This window comes from Achromobacter insolitus, from assembly GCF_002209555.1.
Lineage (GTDB): Bacteria > Pseudomonadota > Gammaproteobacteria > Burkholderiales > Burkholderiaceae_B > Achromobacter > Achromobacter insolitus.
The window spans coordinates 502,510-519,295 of record NZ_NJIF01000004.1 but is presented as its reverse complement, the minus strand read 5'-3'; the positions used below and the strand labels follow the sequence as shown (position 1 = coordinate 519,295).

The 16,786-nt window shown below is 63.8% G+C and carries 16 protein-coding genes; 8 read left to right on the top strand and 8 right to left on the bottom strand.

The window, feature by feature from the left end:
• Positions 1 to 52: 52 nt before the first annotated feature.
• Positions 53 to 292, bottom strand: coding sequence for a hypothetical protein (locus CEY08_RS17540; protein WP_126389563.1), 240 nt, complete (start codon positions 290 to 292; stop codon positions 53 to 55).
• Positions 293 to 609: 317 nt separating this feature from the next.
• Here CEY08_RS17540 and CEY08_RS17535 point away from each other — a divergent pair, with 317 nt between their 5' ends.
• Positions 610 to 1,176, top strand: a complete 567-nt coding sequence (locus CEY08_RS17535) for a hypothetical protein (RefSeq protein WP_126389566.1) — start codon at positions 610 to 612, stop codon at positions 1,174 to 1,176.
• Here CEY08_RS17535 and CEY08_RS17530 read toward each other — a convergent pair.
• A complete protein-coding gene (locus CEY08_RS17530; RefSeq protein WP_076814906.1) occupies positions 1,168 to 2,025 on the bottom strand; it encodes an EAL domain-containing protein in 858 nt (285 codons plus the stop codon). The two genes, CEY08_RS17535 and CEY08_RS17530, sit on opposite strands and share 9 nt — an antisense overlap.
• Positions 2,026 to 2,300: 275 nt before the next feature.
• On the opposite strand from CEY08_RS17530, the gene CEY08_RS17525 reads away from it, so the two are divergent.
• Positions 2,301 to 4,091, top strand: coding sequence for an ATP-binding protein (locus CEY08_RS17525; RefSeq protein WP_076814904.1), 1,791 nt, complete (start codon positions 2,301 to 2,303; stop codon positions 4,089 to 4,091).
• 38 nt (positions 4,092 to 4,129) lie between these two features.
• Here CEY08_RS17525 and CEY08_RS17520 read toward each other — a convergent pair whose 3' ends face one another.
• The 4 genes from CEY08_RS17520 to CEY08_RS17505 form a co-directional block, all read right to left on the bottom strand.
• On the bottom strand, positions 4,130 to 4,807 hold the full coding sequence (locus CEY08_RS17520) for an Hpt domain-containing protein (protein WP_076814902.1): 678 nt from the start codon (positions 4,805 to 4,807) through the stop codon (positions 4,130 to 4,132).
• A gap of 28 nt (positions 4,808 to 4,835) precedes the next feature.
• Entirely contained in the window at positions 4,836 to 5,468 is a 633-nt protein-coding gene (locus CEY08_RS17515; RefSeq protein ID WP_076814900.1) for a response regulator transcription factor, read from the bottom strand.
• Positions 5,469 to 5,525: 57 nt separating this feature from the next.
• On the bottom strand, positions 5,526 to 7,979 hold the full coding sequence (locus tag CEY08_RS17510) for a PAS domain-containing sensor histidine kinase (protein WP_126389568.1): 2,454 nt from the start codon (positions 7,977 to 7,979) through the stop codon (positions 5,526 to 5,528).
• A 302-nt stretch (positions 7,980 to 8,281) separates the two neighbouring features.
• The gene (locus tag CEY08_RS17505) at positions 8,282 to 9,118 is read right to left on the bottom strand and encodes an alpha/beta fold hydrolase (RefSeq protein ID WP_076814896.1); all 837 of its coding nucleotides are present in this window, start codon (positions 9,116 to 9,118) and stop codon (positions 8,282 to 8,284) included.
• Positions 9,119 to 9,411: 293 nt separating this feature from the next.
• Between CEY08_RS17505 and CEY08_RS17500 the strand changes: the two genes are divergently transcribed.
• The 6 genes from CEY08_RS17500 (at position 9,412) to pdxK (ending at position 13,754) form a co-directional block, all read left to right on the top strand.
• The gene (locus CEY08_RS17500) at positions 9,412 to 10,377 is read left to right on the top strand and encodes a Bug family tripartite tricarboxylate transporter substrate binding protein (RefSeq protein WP_063640955.1); all 966 of its coding nucleotides are present in this window, start codon (positions 9,412 to 9,414) and stop codon (positions 10,375 to 10,377) included.
• Between the two features lie 2 nt (positions 10,378 to 10,379).
• Positions 10,380 to 11,021, top strand: a complete 642-nt coding sequence (locus CEY08_RS17495) for a glutathione S-transferase family protein (protein ID WP_076814894.1) — start codon at positions 10,380 to 10,382, stop codon at positions 11,019 to 11,021.
• A 28-nt stretch (positions 11,022 to 11,049) separates the two neighbouring features.
• Entirely contained in the window at positions 11,050 to 11,832 is a 783-nt protein-coding gene (locus tag CEY08_RS17490; RefSeq protein WP_042794595.1) for an aldolase, read from the top strand.
• Positions 11,833 to 11,922: 90 nt separating this feature from the next.
• Entirely contained in the window at positions 11,923 to 12,477 is a 555-nt protein-coding gene (locus tag CEY08_RS17485; RefSeq protein ID WP_076814892.1) for a helix-turn-helix domain-containing protein, read from the top strand.
• Positions 12,478 to 12,520: 43 nt separating this feature from the next.
• On the top strand, positions 12,521 to 12,883 hold the full coding sequence (locus tag CEY08_RS17480; protein ID WP_042794593.1) for a cupin domain-containing protein: 363 nt from the start codon (positions 12,521 to 12,523) through the stop codon (positions 12,881 to 12,883).
• Between the two features lie 37 nt (positions 12,884 to 12,920).
• Positions 12,921 to 13,754, top strand: coding sequence for a pyridoxine/pyridoxal/pyridoxamine kinase (gene pdxK / locus CEY08_RS17475; protein WP_076814890.1), 834 nt, complete (start codon positions 12,921 to 12,923; stop codon positions 13,752 to 13,754).
• Between the two features lie 59 nt (positions 13,755 to 13,813).
• On the opposite strand, the gene CEY08_RS17470 is transcribed toward pdxK, so the two are convergent.
• Positions 13,814 to 15,106: a phospholipase A gene (locus tag CEY08_RS17470; RefSeq protein WP_063640958.1), complete on the bottom strand. Its 1,293-nt coding sequence runs from the start codon at positions 15,104 to 15,106 to the stop codon at positions 13,814 to 13,816.
• Positions 15,107 to 15,252: 146 nt separating this feature from the next.
• Complete coding sequence (amaB, locus tag CEY08_RS17465) at positions 15,253 to 16,755, bottom strand: L-piperidine-6-carboxylate dehydrogenase (RefSeq protein WP_042794591.1); 1,503 nt, start codon at positions 16,753 to 16,755, stop codon at positions 15,253 to 15,255.
• Positions 16,756 to 16,786: the final 31 nt, after the last annotated feature.

Below are 16,786 nucleotides of genomic sequence, written 5' to 3'. Positions count from 1 at the left end.
GCGTGCGGGGGCGGCGTTTGGGGCGGCGGCTGAGCTTTCCAAGATGGCGTGGCTATTCGTCTTCACGGCGATAGGCGGCCGCAAGCATTTCTGCCTTCAGCAGCAGGTCTGGCCCCACGCGCAGCGCTTTTGCCAAAGGGCCGACGGTCCATTCGCACAAGGCCACCTCTCCACTGTCCAATGCCAGCAAGGTGGGAAGGCGCAGATTGGTGCGCGCCTGTGTCGTTGCCATGGATAGCCCGCGATGGGTGCGCCAGGCGCGCATCGCGCTGACGCGGTGCGTGTCTATCAAGGCCTGCACCGGCTCCGGAAGGTATATCTCGTGCCTGGGTAAGGGGTGAGGCGACTCCGACGTCAGAACATTGAGTCGACGTGTGGGCTGCGGCGGGATGTAAGTACTTTGGGCGCGTCTGATCGGCCGGGCAGGCGTGAATAGCATCATGGTCTCGGAAGAGGCATCCATCGGGCACGGCCACGAGGATTTGCAGGCAGGGGGAGCCGCCGCCGGTCATCGTCGGTGTGTCTCCATGTGCGTAAAAGAATGCATGGGTTGCATCAATCCGAAAACGGGAAAATTCCGCAAGTCGCCCAGGAAATTTCCGAACGTGAGTGTCGACGCGCGAGGGAAAGCCTCGGGCGACTAAGAACTTTCCACAAAACATGAGGAAATTTCCACAGCAGGATGCGACGCGAGTTGTTGCAGACTTCAACGAGGCCGGATGCGGTGTCTGGCAGTCTGCCAAGGCGGCGATGGAAGGAGCTGATCAGATGATGGCGCGCGCATTGATAATCTCGGACAGGCTGTCCACCTACGACTGCTTTCGGCGGACGCTGAACCAGTATCCGGAGCTCTCGATATGGGTGTTGGATGCGTCCGACCTGCGCTTTTTTGAGCTGGAGAAGCACGCTGACGCGCCAGAGCTTGTCATCCTGGACGTGTTGGCCAGTCCAACCAAATGCCTGGCCGCGACGGCGAGAGTGCGGGCCTTGTTTCCCGGGGCAAAAATCGCGGTCAGGGCGCTTGCCTTATGGGAGCGATTCCTGCCGCTGATTCTGCAGGCGGGCGCCCATGGCATTATCGATGGATACACCTATCACAGCAGGCATGCGATGTCGATGTTGATAGATTCGATGATGGCGGGGAACATCATCTACCGAGCCCGCGGTTCAGACTGAACTTGCCGCGGCGTCCAATCCGTTGCTTTCGCCAGGAAGGTGGCCGCGTTGGCCGCGCCGATCCCGCGGAAGCGTCAGGAGCGCTTCCAGGGACATGGGGCGGCCGAGGTAGTAGCCCTGCCCGTGGCGGCAGCCTAGCTGGTATAGCGCGCGCAGTTCGGTTTCCGTGGAAATGCCTTCCGCCACGACGCGCCAACCCATTTCCTTGGCCAGGCACAACGCGAAGCGTACCGACTGGCGGGCAATGGAGTTGTCCCCGATTTGAGCGGCGAATACGCGATCCAGCTTCAGCTCGTCTATGTCCAGATCGAGAAGCAGGTCCAGATTGGCATAACCCACCCCGAAATCGTCAATGCTGACTTTGAAGCCGCATTGCCTCAAGCGGCTCACTGCGGCCTTGAGTGCCTTGATGTCCGTGACGGGCGCATCTTCGGTCAGTTCGACCTTGACCAGCGCCGGGGCGACGCGTCTGCGCAATGCCGTTGATCTCAGGAATTCGATGTTTTCCTGCGTCGACAGGGTCGCGGCGCAGGCATTGATGGCCAGCGGCAATGGTTTGCCCGCGAGAGTCAGCGCGGCACTGGCCGCCAGCGCAAGTTCCGCCACGCGCCTGAACAGGGGGCCTTGCAGGCCCAGGCCCAGAATCCCGCCAATGAAGCGGCCCGCGGGCAGTACGCCCCAGACGGGATGATTCCAGCGAGCAAGCGCTTCCGCGGACTCGATACGGCCTGTCTTCAGATTCACTTGCGGCTGGAACACGAGCTGGAGCTGCGAAGGATCCCGCAGCATTTCAACGACTTCGTGCTCATGGAACTGAATGAGCTGAGCCGAATTTTCCTGGCACCTCATGGCGCGAGCTTCCTGGTTATGGTCCAGACAACATGCTTGCAAGGCTAGCAACTCCGGTACGCGCGAAGCGTAGGAAATTTCACATTTGGAAGTTGCCTCGACCGTAGGAAATTTCCGCGGAAGGTTCCGAATTTTCGACAGTCCGGGGTGCTGAAGAACCCTTAGATTGCGTCCGTGCGCAAGCCATTCTCTGGTGTCCCGTCATGGATCCGGCCTCACTTGTTCGTTCCTGTCGTCCTACTTCCAGCATACGGTTGCGATTGGGCCGCAACACGATGTCGTGCGCCACAGCCGCATTCGGCGTCGCAGTGGCTGGGTTTCCCGGTTTCTCCGAGCCCATTGCCGACCTGTGGGCGAAGCTCGCATCCCTGGCCTGTGTCATGGGGGTTGTCGCGGCGTTGCTGGCATTGATCCTGCTGGCCCGCAAGAGCCGGCAGCATCTGCGCTCCGAAGAGCGCTTGAAGGACTTGCTGGCGTTTCAGACGGGGGTGCTCGATGCCATTCCGCAGCCTATCGTGCTGCGGGACAAGGACCTTAACCTGCTTGCGTGCAATAGCGCATATGAGAAGCTCCTGAAGCGGTCGCGGGCATCGCTGAGAAATACCTCGGTCAGTCGGGCTGCGCAGATGTTGGTCTGCGATCTGGAATTGGCTCAGATAGAAAAGGATTACCGCGAAGTCATGGCGACGGGCATCGCATTGAGCACGGACCGCGAGTTCCACGTGCACGGCCGGGAAATGACGGTGCAGCACTGGATGGAGCCCCTGCGCAATGCTCGTGGCGCGGTGACTGGCGTGGTGGCTGGGTGGATGGACATTACCCACCGCCAGCGCGTCCTGAAGGAATTGGCAATCGCCAAAGACCGGGCGGAGGGAGCCGACAGGGCCAAGACCACTTTTCTCGCTTCCGTCAGCCATGAGATTCGCACGCCCATGAATGCGATCATGGGCGTGCTGGAACTGACGCTGTCTCACCCGGACTTGCCGAGCGAGGACCGGACGCAGTTGGGCACGGCCTACAACGCATCCAAATCTCTGCTTACCCTGATAGACGACCTGCTCGACCTGTCCAAGATGGAGGCTGGCAAGTTCCAGTTGTCTCCCAGGCCCACCGAGCTTGTCGAGCTGGTTGAAGAGGTAGTGAACGTATTCCGACCCATCGCGGAAGGTAAGGGCCTGGACCTTGTCCTGACCGTCGATATGCCAGAGGGCAGCACAGGCGCCTACTATGTGGACCCCTTGCGGCTCAAGCAGGTCATGAATAACTTCGTGTCGAATGCGATCCGGTTCACGAGCCATGGCGTGGTCCGGGTGCACGTGCAGGCCGATGCGCGGGAAGAAGACCTCCAGTGGGTTTCGTTGAAGGTCGTCGACACCGGCGTGGGCATTCCTGCCCAGGCGCTGGGCACGTTGCTGCAACCTTTCGTCCAGGTCGCCGAAACCCTGCCGAGGTTGGACCGTGGGACGGGACTTGGACTTTCCATATGCGACAGGCTGGTCCGGAAGATGGGCGGCCAGATTGTCATAGAAAGCGAACTTGGCATGGGTACGAGCATCACCGCACGCGTGCCGCTGCGTATTGCTCCACCGCTTGCGGAGCAGCCTGCGCGACCTGAAGTGTTCGAACTGACGGCACCCGCGGGCGTGGCGCTGAATGTGCTGGTGGTGGATGATCAGCCTTCCAATGTGCTGCTGTTGCAGCGTCAGTTGCAGAAACTGGGGCATCGGGTTGCCTGCGCCTCCAACGGTGCCGAGGCGCTCAAGCTGGTGGAGGAGCAGCGTTTCGACGTTGTGGTGTGCGACTGCGCCATGCCCGTGATGGACGGCTATGCCTTTGCTCGCACGCTGCGGCAACGTGGCGATGCGAGCGCTACATTGCCGATCCTGGGCTACACCGCAGGCGCCCACGAGGCGGAGATCGAGCGGGCCAAGGCGGCGGGCATGGACCAGATTCTGATCAAGCCAGTGAGCTTGGGCTCGTTGGGGCGCGCGATCGATGAGGTTGTGCGCCTGACTCCGAATAGCCGGGACGACGGCGCGGGAGCAGGCGTCAGCGCCGAGGTTTGAGATTGCCAGCCAAGCGCGGCAGAGCGGCAAGCTGGAGATCAGCGCGCCTGCTGCAGGCGATGCAGCTGGTCGCAGAGCCGTTGCAGCGAAGGTTCAAACAGGGTGTTAAGCCGCTCTACCTGCGCGCCGTCGCCATTCCGGGTGACGGCCTCGACATGTTCACATAGCTGGGTCAGCGACGCGCACCCGGCCAGCCGCGCCGTGCCCTTGATGCGGTGCGCCAGCGTGCCGGCGCCAGTCCAGTCCTGGTCCGCGCAGCACACGCGATAGGCAGCCAGGTCGGCGAGCCCGGTGTCGGTCAGGCTGTCGATCAGCTCGGCCACCACGGCGGAGTCACCGTCAACCAGACCGTGGAGCACACTGGGAATGGCCGCGCATTCGGAATCCTCCGGCAAGCAATAGCCGGCGTTCAGTAGGGCTTGCAGGAGGTCGGACTCGGTGGTGGAGCTTGCGGGGTGCGATTCGATGTCGGGGATGGCGTTGCCCAGGGGCGAAACGCGAAGATGTATTGGCGCGGCCCTGACCGCTGCGGGCAGCCTAGCCGCTGACGCCCGAGGCAAGCCCAGGTCCCATACGACCACGCGGGGCGAGGCAGGGTAACCGGACAACTCCGCCGCGTCCGAGCAAGTATCGACCACTAAGCCCAGTCCTTCCAGGCGGGTACTCAATTCGTGCAACCTTGCAGGATCAGGTCCGAGAACGAGGGCGAGGTTCATCCCATACTTCCTGAGACAACCACGGTATTCAGTGGGAAATTCCGCACTGGCGGGCGAAGTCGATCAATTCAAGCAGTGTTTGTACCTTCAGTTTTTCCATGATGCGTGTCTTGTGCGTGCTGACGGTTTTGTTGCTGATGAAAAGCGCTTCGCCGATTTCCTTGTTGGACATACCGCGCGCCAGCATTTGCATGATGACGATCTCCTTGTCCGACAGGCGGCTCAGGCGGTCCACGTTATCCGTTGCGCCAGGCTGGCGTGAAGTGTGTTGCGCCTCGGTGTTCGGAAACACGGTGTAGCCTGCCAGGACGGCTTCGACGCAGCGAAGAATCTCGGATATCTCTTGCGATTTGCTGACATAGCCGTTGGCGCCGGCAAGCTTCACGCGAGGCGAAAAAACGGACTGATCCTGTCCCGACACCACCAGGATGCGGATGTCCGGCTGGATCGATTTGATGCGCGGAATCACGTCCAGTCCATTGATCTTCGGGATGTCTATGTCCAGGATGACCAGGCCGGGGTGGCTGTCCTTGACGGTCTGTATCGTGGACTGGCCATTGTCGGCTTCCAGTATGCCTGTCACGCCCAGCACCTGCGTCAGGTGCGTCTTCAAGACGAGGCGCAAAGAAGGGTGGTCGTCTACGACGAGTACAGTGGTCAAGTGCGACTCCGTTCGGTAAGGGGCTGGTGTCGAAAAGGCCGGATCGTCCGGCCCGGGTCAGCGGGATTCATTGGTCCACCTCCCTATGCACTCGCGCAGCGTGGAAAGGTTGACGGGCTTGACCAGGAAGTCATTGAGCCCAGCTTGCCGCAAGCGCTCCACGTATTCGCTCTGGACGTCGGCGCTCAAGCCGACAACGGGCAGGGCGCGGATGCGGGCATCTTCGTGGTCGCGAACGCGACGGGTCAGTTCAAAGCCGTCCATGTCGGGCATATGGCAATCCGTCAGCATCAACGCATATTGCACACGTTCCAGCTGATTCAACGCCTGCCTGCCGTCTGCGACCACATCCGCAGGCCATCCTAGCTTGTCCACCATGTTTCGAATCACTATCTGATAAGGCAAATGGTCTTCTACGATCAGTATCCGCCTCGTTTCTGGATCGGCGCCATTTTCCCGTAGCGGGACAGAGGGTTTGGTAACAGGATGCTCCGTCTGCAACGCGCCAAGACAGGCTTGCAATAGTTCGCCAAATCGCACGGGCCCGCCTGCGACGACGAGCGCCGGCGGCGTTCCTGGCGGCAGGTTTTCGGGCGAATATCCGTCGGGGGCGAAATACAGGGTGGCGGGCAGCGGAGCCGGCCCCGGCTGCGGCAATTCGACGATGTGGAGATCGGACGGACTGGGAGGCTCGACCGGCCGCATGCCCAGTGTTTGGGCATATGCCTGGAGGGCCGCGTCGTCCGCCGCGCGGTGCACGTCTATGCGGATGCGCTTGCCCGTCAATATGGAATCTGGCGGGGTGAGCCGCAGTACATGCAGGGGCAAGGTGACGTCGAAGCGGCTGCCGACGCCTTCAGTGCTTTGCACCTGGATGCTCCCACCCATCAGCCGGCTCAGGCGCGAACAGATGGCCAGCCCCAGCCCGCTGCCTCCATATTGGCGCACTGTCGATGCATCCGCCTGCGAAAAGGGGCGGAACAGGCGGCTCTGCGCTTCGGCTGAAATCCCGATGCCGGTATCGGACACCGAAACGAGGATAGTCTGGACGGACGCGCCGGCCGCAGGGGCGTTGGGTGCCGCCTTCACGGTGACATTGATCCCGCCGCTTACGGTGAACTTGATCGCATTGCCGATCAGGTTCAAGAGGATCTGCTTCACGCGTACGGGGTCTCCCTGGTACTGCGCGGCCACCTCGGGCGCGACGCACACGTCCAGCGTCAAACCCTTCTCCCGCGCCTTGGCCGAGAAGATGTGGGTCACCTGGTCCAGGACGTCCCGCACGCTGTACGGTATCGATTCCACCGGCACCGGCCCGTCCTCCAGGCGCGAGAAGTCGAGGATATCGCCGAGAATTTCGATCAGGAGCCGGGAAGCACTGTCCGCCAGATCGACCTGTTGGCGCTGGTAGTCGTCCATGGGGGTGTCGCGCAACAGCTCCAGCGCGCCCAGCGTCGTTGCCAATGGCGTGCGGATTTCGTGGCTCATCGCGGCAAGAAAGCGGGACTTGGCCTGGGCGTTTGCATCGGCTTCGGCCTTGGCGCGACTGAGCGCTTCCGCATCACGATGCTCTTGCGTGACGTCCATCAGATACCCATTCCAGAGGACCGAACCGTCCGGCAGGCGCCGGGGCAGGGCGGTGCCGATCCTTACCCATCCGTCGTCGTTCGCGCGATGCGTTTCCAGGTCGATCTGTATCGGTCCACCGCTATCGCGGGATGCGTCCGCCGCTGCGTGGGCTGCCGGCCAGTGGGCTTCCAGTACGCTGGGCAGGTTTCCCCCGCTGGACCGTTCGAGGATTTCGCGAGACGACTGGCGCAGGAATTTCTCTGTTTGCCCCACCAGATACGGGACCCAGCGATGGCCGCCGGGCTCCTCCCGAATCCGAAAAAACGCCATGGGCAGGGTTTGCGTCAAGTCTTCCACGGTGTCTTTGATTTCGCGGGCTTCGCGTTCTGCTGCAAGGCGCGCGCTGACATCGACCAGGGCGACCAGGGCCCCGCGAGGAGTGCCGTCATCGCCGTGAAAGGGCTGTACGATCAACATGCCCTCGATGGCCCGCCCGTTGGCGGCGCGCACCTCGATGACCTCGGTGATTGCCTGGTCCGCCACGACACATTGGGCAGCGAACGCTTCTAATTGGGCACCCAGCGACCCGGCGACGCCTTGCAGGGATCCAGCCTTTGCTCCGATCAGCCGGCTGCGGTCCAGCCCCACCATTTCCTCGAAAGCCTGGTTCACACTCAGATAGCGGTTCATTCCATCCAAGGCGGCGATCAGCGTGGGGGTGGCGTCCAGTAGACGCGCCTGCATCTTGTGGGATGCCCGGGCCTCCTGGACATCGGCGCGCAGGCGCCGCGCTTCGGCCCGCACCCCCCGCGCGACATGCAGCAAGACCAGTATGGCGGCGAAAAGCAAGAGGGCGATGCCGCTCAGGAACGCTTCCATATAGGTCGACATGGACTTCGGGTTCTCCGAAAGGGAGCCGGCCTGTTGCCCGCTGCCGCCCACGGGTTTGCAAGCCCTGCGAATTGTGTCACTACATCACCAAGGTGCAATATTTGCACAAGGATTGTGTAACAACAATTGTCCGGCGGGGCTGCGGCTTGAAAGCGGCCCATTTCCAGGGCACGGATCCGTGCCTTGCCGACCTGGGCAGCGTCACGGTATACGACCTTACCAGCGCGCTGAAAGGTTAGGTGATCTCCACGGAGCAGGCCGGGCGACCGATCGAGTTTTTGGGCGTGCGCGTGATGTAGAGGTACAGGCGCTGCCGGAGGAATGCGCCGGGCGGAGAGCCCGGCGCGCCGAGTTTATCCGCGGATGAACTTCAGAAGGTCTGCGTTCACGACATCAGCGTTCACGGTGAGCATTCCGTGCGAGAAGCCAGGATAGATAATCAATGTGCTGTTTCGCAGAAGCTTGTCTTGCATGACGGCCGCGCATTGATAGGGAACGATCTGATCGTCATCGCCCTGCATCACCAGGGTCGGGACGGTGATCGCCTTCAAATCCTCGGTCTGGTCGGTTTCGGAGAAGGCTTTGATGCCTTCGTAATGCGCCTTGGCGCTGCCCATCATGCCTTGACGCCACCAATTCTCGATCACGCCTTGCGATGGCTGGGCGCCGGAACGGTTGTACCCGTAGAAAGGGCCTGCCGGTACATCGCGGAAGAACTGTGCCCGGTTCGCCGCGAGCGCGGCGCGAAATCCGTCGAACACCTCAAGCGGCGTGCCGTTCGGGTTGGCGTCGGTCTTGACCATCAGAGGCGGCACGGCGCTGACGAGAACGGCCTTGGCGACACGCCCTTGCGGCTGGCCGTGCTGCGCGACGTAGCGGGCGACTTGGCCGCCACCGGTCGAGTGACCGATATGGATAGCATTGCGGAGGTCGAGATGTTCGGCGACCGCCGAGGCATCGGCGGCATAGTGGTCCATGTCGTGGCCTTCGCTGACCTGCGATGAGCGGCCATGCCCGCGTCGATCGTGGGCGACGACGCGGAAGCCTTCCTTGAGGAAGAACAGCATCTGGTTGTCCCAGTCATCGGCGCTGAGCGGCCAGCCATGATGAAAATGAATAGGCTGCGCGTCTTTGGGGCCCCAATCCTTATAAAAGATCTCGGTTCCATCCTTCGTAGTTACGTATGCCATGGTGTCGTTTCCTTTGTTGGCTGGGCAACCGGGCAAGGTGGACTCTTGCGGAAGGCAGAGTCTGCAACGATCGCGTCAAACACGATATCACCTGCGCATTCTCGTGATGGTGTCGAATCGCAAGAGGGTTCCGTACTCCAAGGCGGTCGAGCAGCTGGCAGACGACAAAGGCGCGCTTTATTCCTCGTACCAAGGGTTTTCCCTCATCCTATTTCCTCTTGCGGAAAATCAATATCCTATAGGACACTTCGTGTCATGATGGTGCCGATCGGCGGCGCCCGTAGGGGGATGACATGAAGATTTCGGGAATTGCCGGCTCGCTGGCATTGGTTGCCGCGATGGCGGGAAGTGGCGCACAGGCGGCGTATCCGGACCGGCCGATACGGCTGGTGGTGCCTTTTGGCGCGGGCGGGATCACGGACATCGTGGCGCGCCAGGTGGGCAAGGGCATGGGCGACGTGCTGGGGCAGGGTATCGTGATCGAGAACCGGCCGGGCGCGGGCGGCGTGATTGCGGCGCAGGTGGCGGCGACCGCGCCGGCCGACGGCTATACGATCTTCATGGGCACGGTGGGCACGCAAGTGGTCAACCCGCTGATCTACAGCAAGCTCAGCTACGACGCGGACAAGTTCGCGCCGGTGGGCATGGTGTCGGGGTCGCCGTATCTGCTTGCGGTTCGGGCGGGCGTGCCGGCGAAGACGTTCGGGGAGTTCGTGGCCTACGCCAAGGCCAACCCGGCCAAGCTGAATTTCGGTTCGGCGGGCAACGCGAGTTCGCCGCATCTGGGCCTGGAGTTGCTGAAGCTGACGGCAGGGCTGGACATCGTGCACGTGCCGTTCAAGAGCGGCAGCGAGGCCGTCAACGCCGCCATCGGCGAGCAGGTCGACGTGGTGATGGATGCCAGTCCCGTGATCATGCCGCATGCGGCATCGGGCAAACTGCGTGCCCTGACGGTGGCTGCCGACAAGCGCCTGCCTTCGGCGCCGGACGTCCCCGCCAGCAGCGAGGTGGGCGATGCGGCGCTGCAGATCAGTTCGTGGAATGCGTTCTTCGCGCCTGCGGGCACGCCGCCTGAAGTGCTGGAAAAGCTGAATGCGGCGCTGCAGAAGACTCTGGCCTCGCCGGAATTGAAGGAACGGCTCGCATCCCAGGGGACGCAGCTGTACACGGGCAAGCCGGATGAGTATCAGCGCTTCATCGCCGGCGAGAAAGCCAAGTGGACCGAGATTGTGAAGCGCGCCAACATCAAGATGGATTGACGATGAACCAGATACCGCATCCTCTCGCGGGCAAGCCGCTGGAACTGGCAGATACGCTGCGTTCGGGCAATGCCTGGAAGATCCGGCTGGCCTGCGGTTACATGGGCCTTGCCGTGACGCGGCGCACTTTCGATATCGTGCAGGGTGACCTGGAGACCGAGGCGTTTGCGCGCATCAATCCATGGCGGCAGGTGCCTGCCCTCTTGACGCCGGAGGGCCAGTGGCTGGCCGAGTCTCAAGCCATCCTCTGGTATCTGGGAACGGACACGCCCTGGCTGCCCGCCGGCCGCCTGGAGCAGGCACAGGTCAGCAGTTGGCTGAGCTTCGAGCAGACCCAGCATATGCACGCCTTCGCGCAGCCGCGGCTGCTGATCCACTTGCGCCGCACGGCGCAGGTTGACGATCCCGCCATGCGGGCGTGGCGCGAGATCGGCATGAAGGCGGCGGCGCTGATGGACGCGCATCTGGCTGGACGCAGCTATCTGGTGGGAACCACGCCAACCATCGCCGACATCGCGCTGTATCCATACACGAGCATGGCGGCCGAGGGCGGCTACGACCTGTCCGGCTTTGCCCACATCAACGCCTGGCTGGCGCGCATGCGCGCCTTGCCCGGTTTTACGCCGCTGATTGAAGCGGCATGACACAGACACAATCTTGGGAGTGACCACAATGGCCGATACGATGCACCTGGGCAAGGACGAACTGATCGCGCGGGCGAAAGCCGAAATGCAGCGCCAATTCGAGACGCCGGAATGGAGCTTGCGCGAACGCCTGGCGCTGACCTGCCGCATCCTCTTCGACGGGGGGCATGATTCCGGGCTGGCCGGGCAGATCACGGCCCGCGCGCCGGAACCGGACCGCTACTTCACGCAGCGCCTGGGACTGGGCTTTGACGAGATCACGGCCAGCAACCTGTTGCTGGTGGACGAGGACCTGCGCGTGCAGGAAGGCGGTGGCATGCCGAATCCGGCCAATCGCTTCCATTCGTGGATCTATCGCGCGCGTCCCGACGTGAACTGCATCATCCATACCCATCCGCTGCACGCCGCGTCGCTGTCGATGCTGGAGGTGCCGCTGGAAATCTCTCATATGGACAACTGCCCGCTGTATGACGATGTGGCTTTCCTGAAGGACTGGCCCGGCGTGCCGGTGGGCAACGAGGAAGGCGAGATCATTTCCGCTGCGTTGGGCTCCAAGCGTGCCATCCTGCTGTCGCACCACGGCATGTTGATCGCGGCGGGGTCGGTGGAAGAGGCCTGCGTGCTGGCCCTGCAGTTCGAGCGGGCCGCGCGCATGCAATTGCTGGCCATGGCCGCCGGCAAGATCCAGCCCATCCCCCCGGCGCTGGGCCGCGAGGCGCATGACTGGATCCTGACGCCCAAGCGGTCGCAGGTCGGTTTTTCGTATTACGCGCGGCGCGCACTGCGGGCGCACCCCGACGTGCTGGCTTGAGGGCGGCAGGGCGCGGGGCCGGCTCGACGGCGGAGCCGGATTAGGGCATGCTTACCGGTCGTATTCCGCGACCGTATCGCAACCCCGCCCATGATAGACCTGCCGCACCGCCTGCGCGCCTTGCGCCGCCAGCAAACCTTGTCCCTGGAACAGCTGGCGCAGCGCACGGGCCTGACCAAAAGCTACCTCTCCAAACTGGAGCGGGGCTTGAGCGAACCCTCCATTTCCACCGTGCTGCGGCTGGCGGAAGCCTACGGCCTGGGGGTCTCGGAACTGGTGGGCTCGGATGACGCCGCGCAAGAAGAAGTGGTCAGCGTGGTCAGGGTGGCGGACCGCGAAGCGCTGCAACGCCGGGGCCTGGGCAGCGAGTATCACTACGAGTCGCTGGCCGGGCGCCGCAAGGTCAAGGCGATGGAGCCCTTTGTGGTGCATCCGCCTCGCGATTTTCCCGACGCGACCGCGGTGTTTCCGCACCCCGGCGAGGAATTCCTGTTGGTGCTCAAAGGCGCCATCGAAGTCCAGGTGGGCGAACGTCAATTCCGCCTGGAAACTGGGGATTCCGTCTATTTCGATTCCGAACTGCCGCACCGCATGCGCACCGTCAGCCGGGCCTTGGCCGAAGTGCTGGTGGTGGCTGCGCACTGAGCGCGACGCCGGACTCTCCCTCTATCCGCATACAGGAACTGCCATGAAGAATGATCAATCGCGGCTCGTCCGCATCGACGCCGGTCCCATGAAGAATCCCGTGCCCGGCAAGCCGCGCCGCCCGATTTCAGGCGATGCGGCGTTCCGCACCGTGACCGCCTTTGAAGGCAACGGCGGGAAGGCCGAGGCTGGCGTGTGGGAAAGCACGGCTGGCGTGTTCCAGTCCAACACCACGGGCTATATCGAATTCGGCTACATCGTCGAGGGCTCGGCGCGCCTGGTCGATCCGGACGGCACCGTGCACGAACTGACCGTGGGCGAGGCCTTCGTCATGCCCGAAGGCTATACCGGACGCTGGGAAGTGGACCAGTTCGTCAAGAAGATCTATTTCATCACCCGCATGTAGGCTGGCGCGAGCCGCGGTCCTCCAGGAGCATAGCCCCATGAGCGCAATCCCCGCCGTTACCGCGCAGGTGGATATCGTTTCCGTCCAATCCCAGGTTGTGTATGGCTGCGTCGGCAACAACGCCGCCATGCCGGTTTTCCGCAAAGCGGGCCTGCGCGCGATCGCGGTGCCTACGGTCATCCTGAGCAACACGCCCCACTATCCGACCTTGCACGGCGGCGCGGTGCCGCTGGATTGGTTCGAAGGGCTGTTGCAAGGTCTGGACGAGCGTGGCGTTACCCGCAGGGCGCGCGCGGTGGTCTGCGGTTACCTGGGCCAGCCCGGGCAGGCCGGGCTGCTGGCCGGCTGGCTGCCGGCGCTGCGAGCCTCGCGCCCGGACCTGAAAGTGCACATCGATCCCGTCATGGGCGACCGCAACGACGGCCTGTACGTGAACGAGGGGTTGGTCCAACAGTACCGCGATCTGCTGGTGCCTTTGGCCGACGGCATGACGCCGAACCACTTCGAACTGGAACTGCTGGTAGGAAGAGCCTTGTCGTCGATCGAAGAAGTGGTGGCCGCCGCCCGCGAGTTGATTGCGCGCGGTCCGGACTGGATCGTGGTGACCAGCGCCGCGCCCATGGCCGCGGCAGCCGGCACGTTGCAATTGGCGGTCGTGACGCGGGATGAGGCCACGGTCGTGACGCACCCGGAGATCGCCATCCCGCCTTCGGTGCATGGCACGGGCGACGTGTTCATGGCCGGCGTGACGGCGCGGCTGTTGACGGGGCAGTATCTGGTCGAAGCAGTGCGTTCGGCCGCGGCCCAGGTCACGGCGGCGCTGGAACGCACGCGCGAGCTGGGCTGGGAAGAATTGGCGGTGGAAGGCTAGGGGCGGGACTTGCCGCCCCTTATGCCTGAGGCAGGCCCTGAAGGCAGGCCCGGTGGGTCTTAGGGCACCAGCGACAGGCCGACCCGGAACTGCGATTCGTTGCGCTGGTTGTAGCCGAGCAGCGTTTCGCCGTAGCCGTTGAAGTATTGCAGATGCAGATAGCCGTTCATGTTCAGCCACGTGCGTTGCAGCGGCCACGCGAAATCCAGCTGGGTGGTGCGGCGCTTCTGGTCGCCCTGGCGGTACATGGCGGACACGACTGCGCCATTGTCCTGCGCCCAGCGCAACTGCCAGTCGACGTGGCCGGCGTAGTCGGAGTAATCGCTGTTCTCGCTGGCGACGCCGAAGTAGGCCTTGACCCTGGGGGCGAAGGTGAGCGTGCTGCCACCGTCGAAACGGTAATGGAAGCGCGGCTCGATGTAGCCGTCATTGAGCGAGCGCGAATCCGCGCCGTCCTTGCCGTTGGAGTTGTGTTCCACGCCGGTGTTCATGCCGAAGCGCCAGTTCTGGTTGGCGGACGTCCAGATATTGTCGGACAGCCAGAAGGCGCTGGGATTGAACGTGGTGTCGATGAAGGGCATGGAATCGCCCTGCAGGTCCCATAGCGAGGTCTGCGTATACGCCAGGTAGAAGTTCTCGTCCCAGGTCGCCGGGCGGTCGCCTGCGGGGCTGAAAAGGCGGTACTTGGCGCTGATCTGGAAACGGGCGGTCGTCTGCCCGCGGGTGCCGATGTCGAAGTACACCGGCTTGTATTCAGAGATCGAGCTGCGGAAGCGGTCGAACGCGGTCTGCTGCTGTACGGTTGGCACGGCGGAGGCCTCGGGCGAGGGGCCGCCTTCGGGCGAAGCGCCGACGGCGGCCACGGCGGCGGCTGGCACGGGCTGGCCGCTGGCGGCATCCACAACCGGGCCCTGCGCGGGCGTGCTGGCCAGCGTGCCGCTGTCGCGTCCGGTGGCGTCCAGCGCCATCATGGCAGGCTGCCCTTCGATGGACACAGCCTGGAGGCCCTTGGCCGTGGCGGGTACGACGGCGGTCCAGGCCATGCGCGCGAAGTTGTTGACCGGCACGCTGAAGCTGGCGGGGCCGCCACGCAACTTGGCCAGGCTGCGCACGATCTGGCCGTCCTGGCCGCGCCATTGCAGCACCAGTTCCGGCGGCGCTTCCCAATTGGAGCGGGCGGTGCCTTCATTGAAGTACACCGCTTCGATCGTGACGGTTTCGCCGGGGGCGGCCGAGGGGCGATCGAGCCGGTATGACACGCCCGCGGTGGCTGCGCCAGCCAGGCCCATGGCCAGGGCGGCGGCAAGGGTGCGCAAGAGGAGGGCGGAACGTGCAGGACGGCTTGTGGTCATCGGGTCTTAACAGGGTTTTGTGACCAGGAAATGTAGCATCGACCCCCGCAACAGTTTGTAAGGCTGGCTAATCGTATGTAGAAAGCGTAAGCCCCCGCGCGTGGCGGCGCACGCGCGGGGGCTTATCGAAGCCACGCGGCCGGAGCTTATTCGCCGAACTTGATGCCCTGGGCCAGGGGCAGTTGGCGCGAATAGTTGATCGTGTTGGTCGCGCGGCGCATGTAGTTGCGCCACGCATCGGAACCCGATTCGCGGCCGCCGCCGGTTTCCTTTTCGCCGCCGAAGGCTCCGCCGATCTCGGCGCCCGATGTGCCGATGTTGACGTTGGCAATGCCGCAGTCAGAACCCGCCGCGGACAGGAAGGTCTCGGCCTCGCGCAGGTCATTGGTGAAGATGGCCGACGACAGGCCCTGGGGCACGCCGTTCTGCAAGGCCAGTGCCTGGCTGAAATCGGTGTAGCGCATCACGTACAGAATGGGGGCGAAGGTTTCGTGGCAGACCACGTCGGTCTGGCCCGGCATCTCGGCGATGGCAGGGCGCACGTACCAGGCATCCGGATACTGCTCGGCCAGCACGCGTTCACCGCCGGTGACTTTGCCGCCCTGTTCGCGCGCGGCCGTAAGCGCGGCCTGCATGGCGTCAAAAGACACGCGGTCGATCAGCGGACCAACCAGCGTGGCGCTGTCCAGCGGATTGCCGATGGTGGCGCTGGCATAGGCCTTGTGCAGGCGTTGCACCAGGTCGTTTGCCACGCTCTCGTGCACGATGAGGCGGCGCGTGGTCGTGCAGCGCTGGCCGGCCGTGCCGATGGCGCCGAACACGATGCCGCGCGCGGCCATGTCCAGGTCGGCCGTGGGGCCGACGATGATGGCGTTGTTGCCGCCCAGCTCCAGCAGCACGCGGCCGAAGCGCTGCGCCACGCGCGGCCCCACCTGGCGGCCCATGCGGGTCGAACCCGTGGCCGACACCAGGGCCACGGCGTGCGAATCCACCAGGGCTTCGCCAATGTCGCGGCCGCCGATCAGCACTTCGGACAGCCCGGCGGGCGCGTCGCCGAAGCGTTGCGCGGCCTGGGTGAAGAGCGCCTGGCAGGCCAGCGCGGTCAAGGGGGTTTTTTCCGACGGCTTCCAGACCACGGCATTGCCGCAAACCAGCGCCAGCGCGGCATTCCAGGACCACACGGCCACGGGGAAGTTGAACGCGCTGATCACGCCGACCACGCCCAGGGGGTGCCAGGTTTCCATCATGCGGTGGCCGGGGCGCTCGGAGGCGATGGTCAGGCCGTACAGCTGGCGCGACAGGCCCACGGCGAAATCGCAGATGTCGATCATTTCCTGAACTTCGCCTTCGCCTTCGGCGACGATCTTGCCGGCTTCCAGGCTGACCAGGCGGCCCAGTTCGCGCTTGTGCTGGCGCAGCGTTTCGCCAAACAGGCGCAGCAGCTCGCCGCGGCGCGGAGCCGGCACATCGCGCCACGCCAAGCTGGCCTGACGCGCGCGGGTGATGGCGGAATGGGCCTGGGCGACCGTGTGCTCGTGGACCTGGGCCAGTTCGGCGCCATCGATCGGGCTGCGCGCGCGCAGCGTGCCGCCGGTGAGCGATTCCGGGTTCAGCCCGAGCGCGCGCAGGATGTCTTGGGGAGTGTCCATGCCGGTTCCTTGGGTTGCCTGCGAAGAGCCT

Coding starts and splice junctions, on each gene's coding strand:
- CEY08_RS17525 (WP_076814904.1), top strand. CDS start 2,301: ATGTCGTGCGCCACAGCCGCATTCGGCGTCGCAGTGGCTGGGTTTCCC.
- CEY08_RS17530 (WP_076814906.1), bottom strand. CDS start 2,025: ATGAGGTGCCAGGAAAATTCGGCTCAGCTCATTCAGTTCCATGAGCAC.
- CEY08_RS17520 (WP_076814902.1), bottom strand. CDS start 4,807: ATGAACCTCGCCCTCGTTCTCGGACCTGATCCTGCAAGGTTGCACGAA.
- CEY08_RS17480 (WP_042794593.1), top strand. CDS start 12,521: ATGAAGAATGATCAATCGCGGCTCGTCCGCATCGACGCCGGTCCCATG.
- CEY08_RS17485 (WP_076814892.1), top strand. CDS start 11,923: ATGATAGACCTGCCGCACCGCCTGCGCGCCTTGCGCCGCCAGCAAACC.
- amaB (WP_042794591.1), bottom strand. CDS start 16,755: ATGGACACTCCCCAAGACATCCTGCGCGCGCTCGGGCTGAACCCGGAA.
- pdxK (WP_076814890.1), top strand. CDS start 12,921: ATGAGCGCAATCCCCGCCGTTACCGCGCAGGTGGATATCGTTTCCGTC.
- CEY08_RS17470 (WP_063640958.1), bottom strand. CDS start 15,106: ATGACCACAAGCCGTCCTGCACGTTCCGCCCTCCTCTTGCGCACCCTT.
- CEY08_RS17505 (WP_076814896.1), bottom strand. CDS start 9,118: ATGGCATACGTAACTACGAAGGATGGAACCGAGATCTTTTATAAGGAT.
- CEY08_RS17490 (WP_042794595.1), top strand. CDS start 11,050: ATGGCCGATACGATGCACCTGGGCAAGGACGAACTGATCGCGCGGGCG.
- CEY08_RS17495 (WP_076814894.1), top strand. CDS start 10,380: ATGAACCAGATACCGCATCCTCTCGCGGGCAAGCCGCTGGAACTGGCA.
- CEY08_RS17500 (WP_063640955.1), top strand. CDS start 9,412: ATGAAGATTTCGGGAATTGCCGGCTCGCTGGCATTGGTTGCCGCGATG.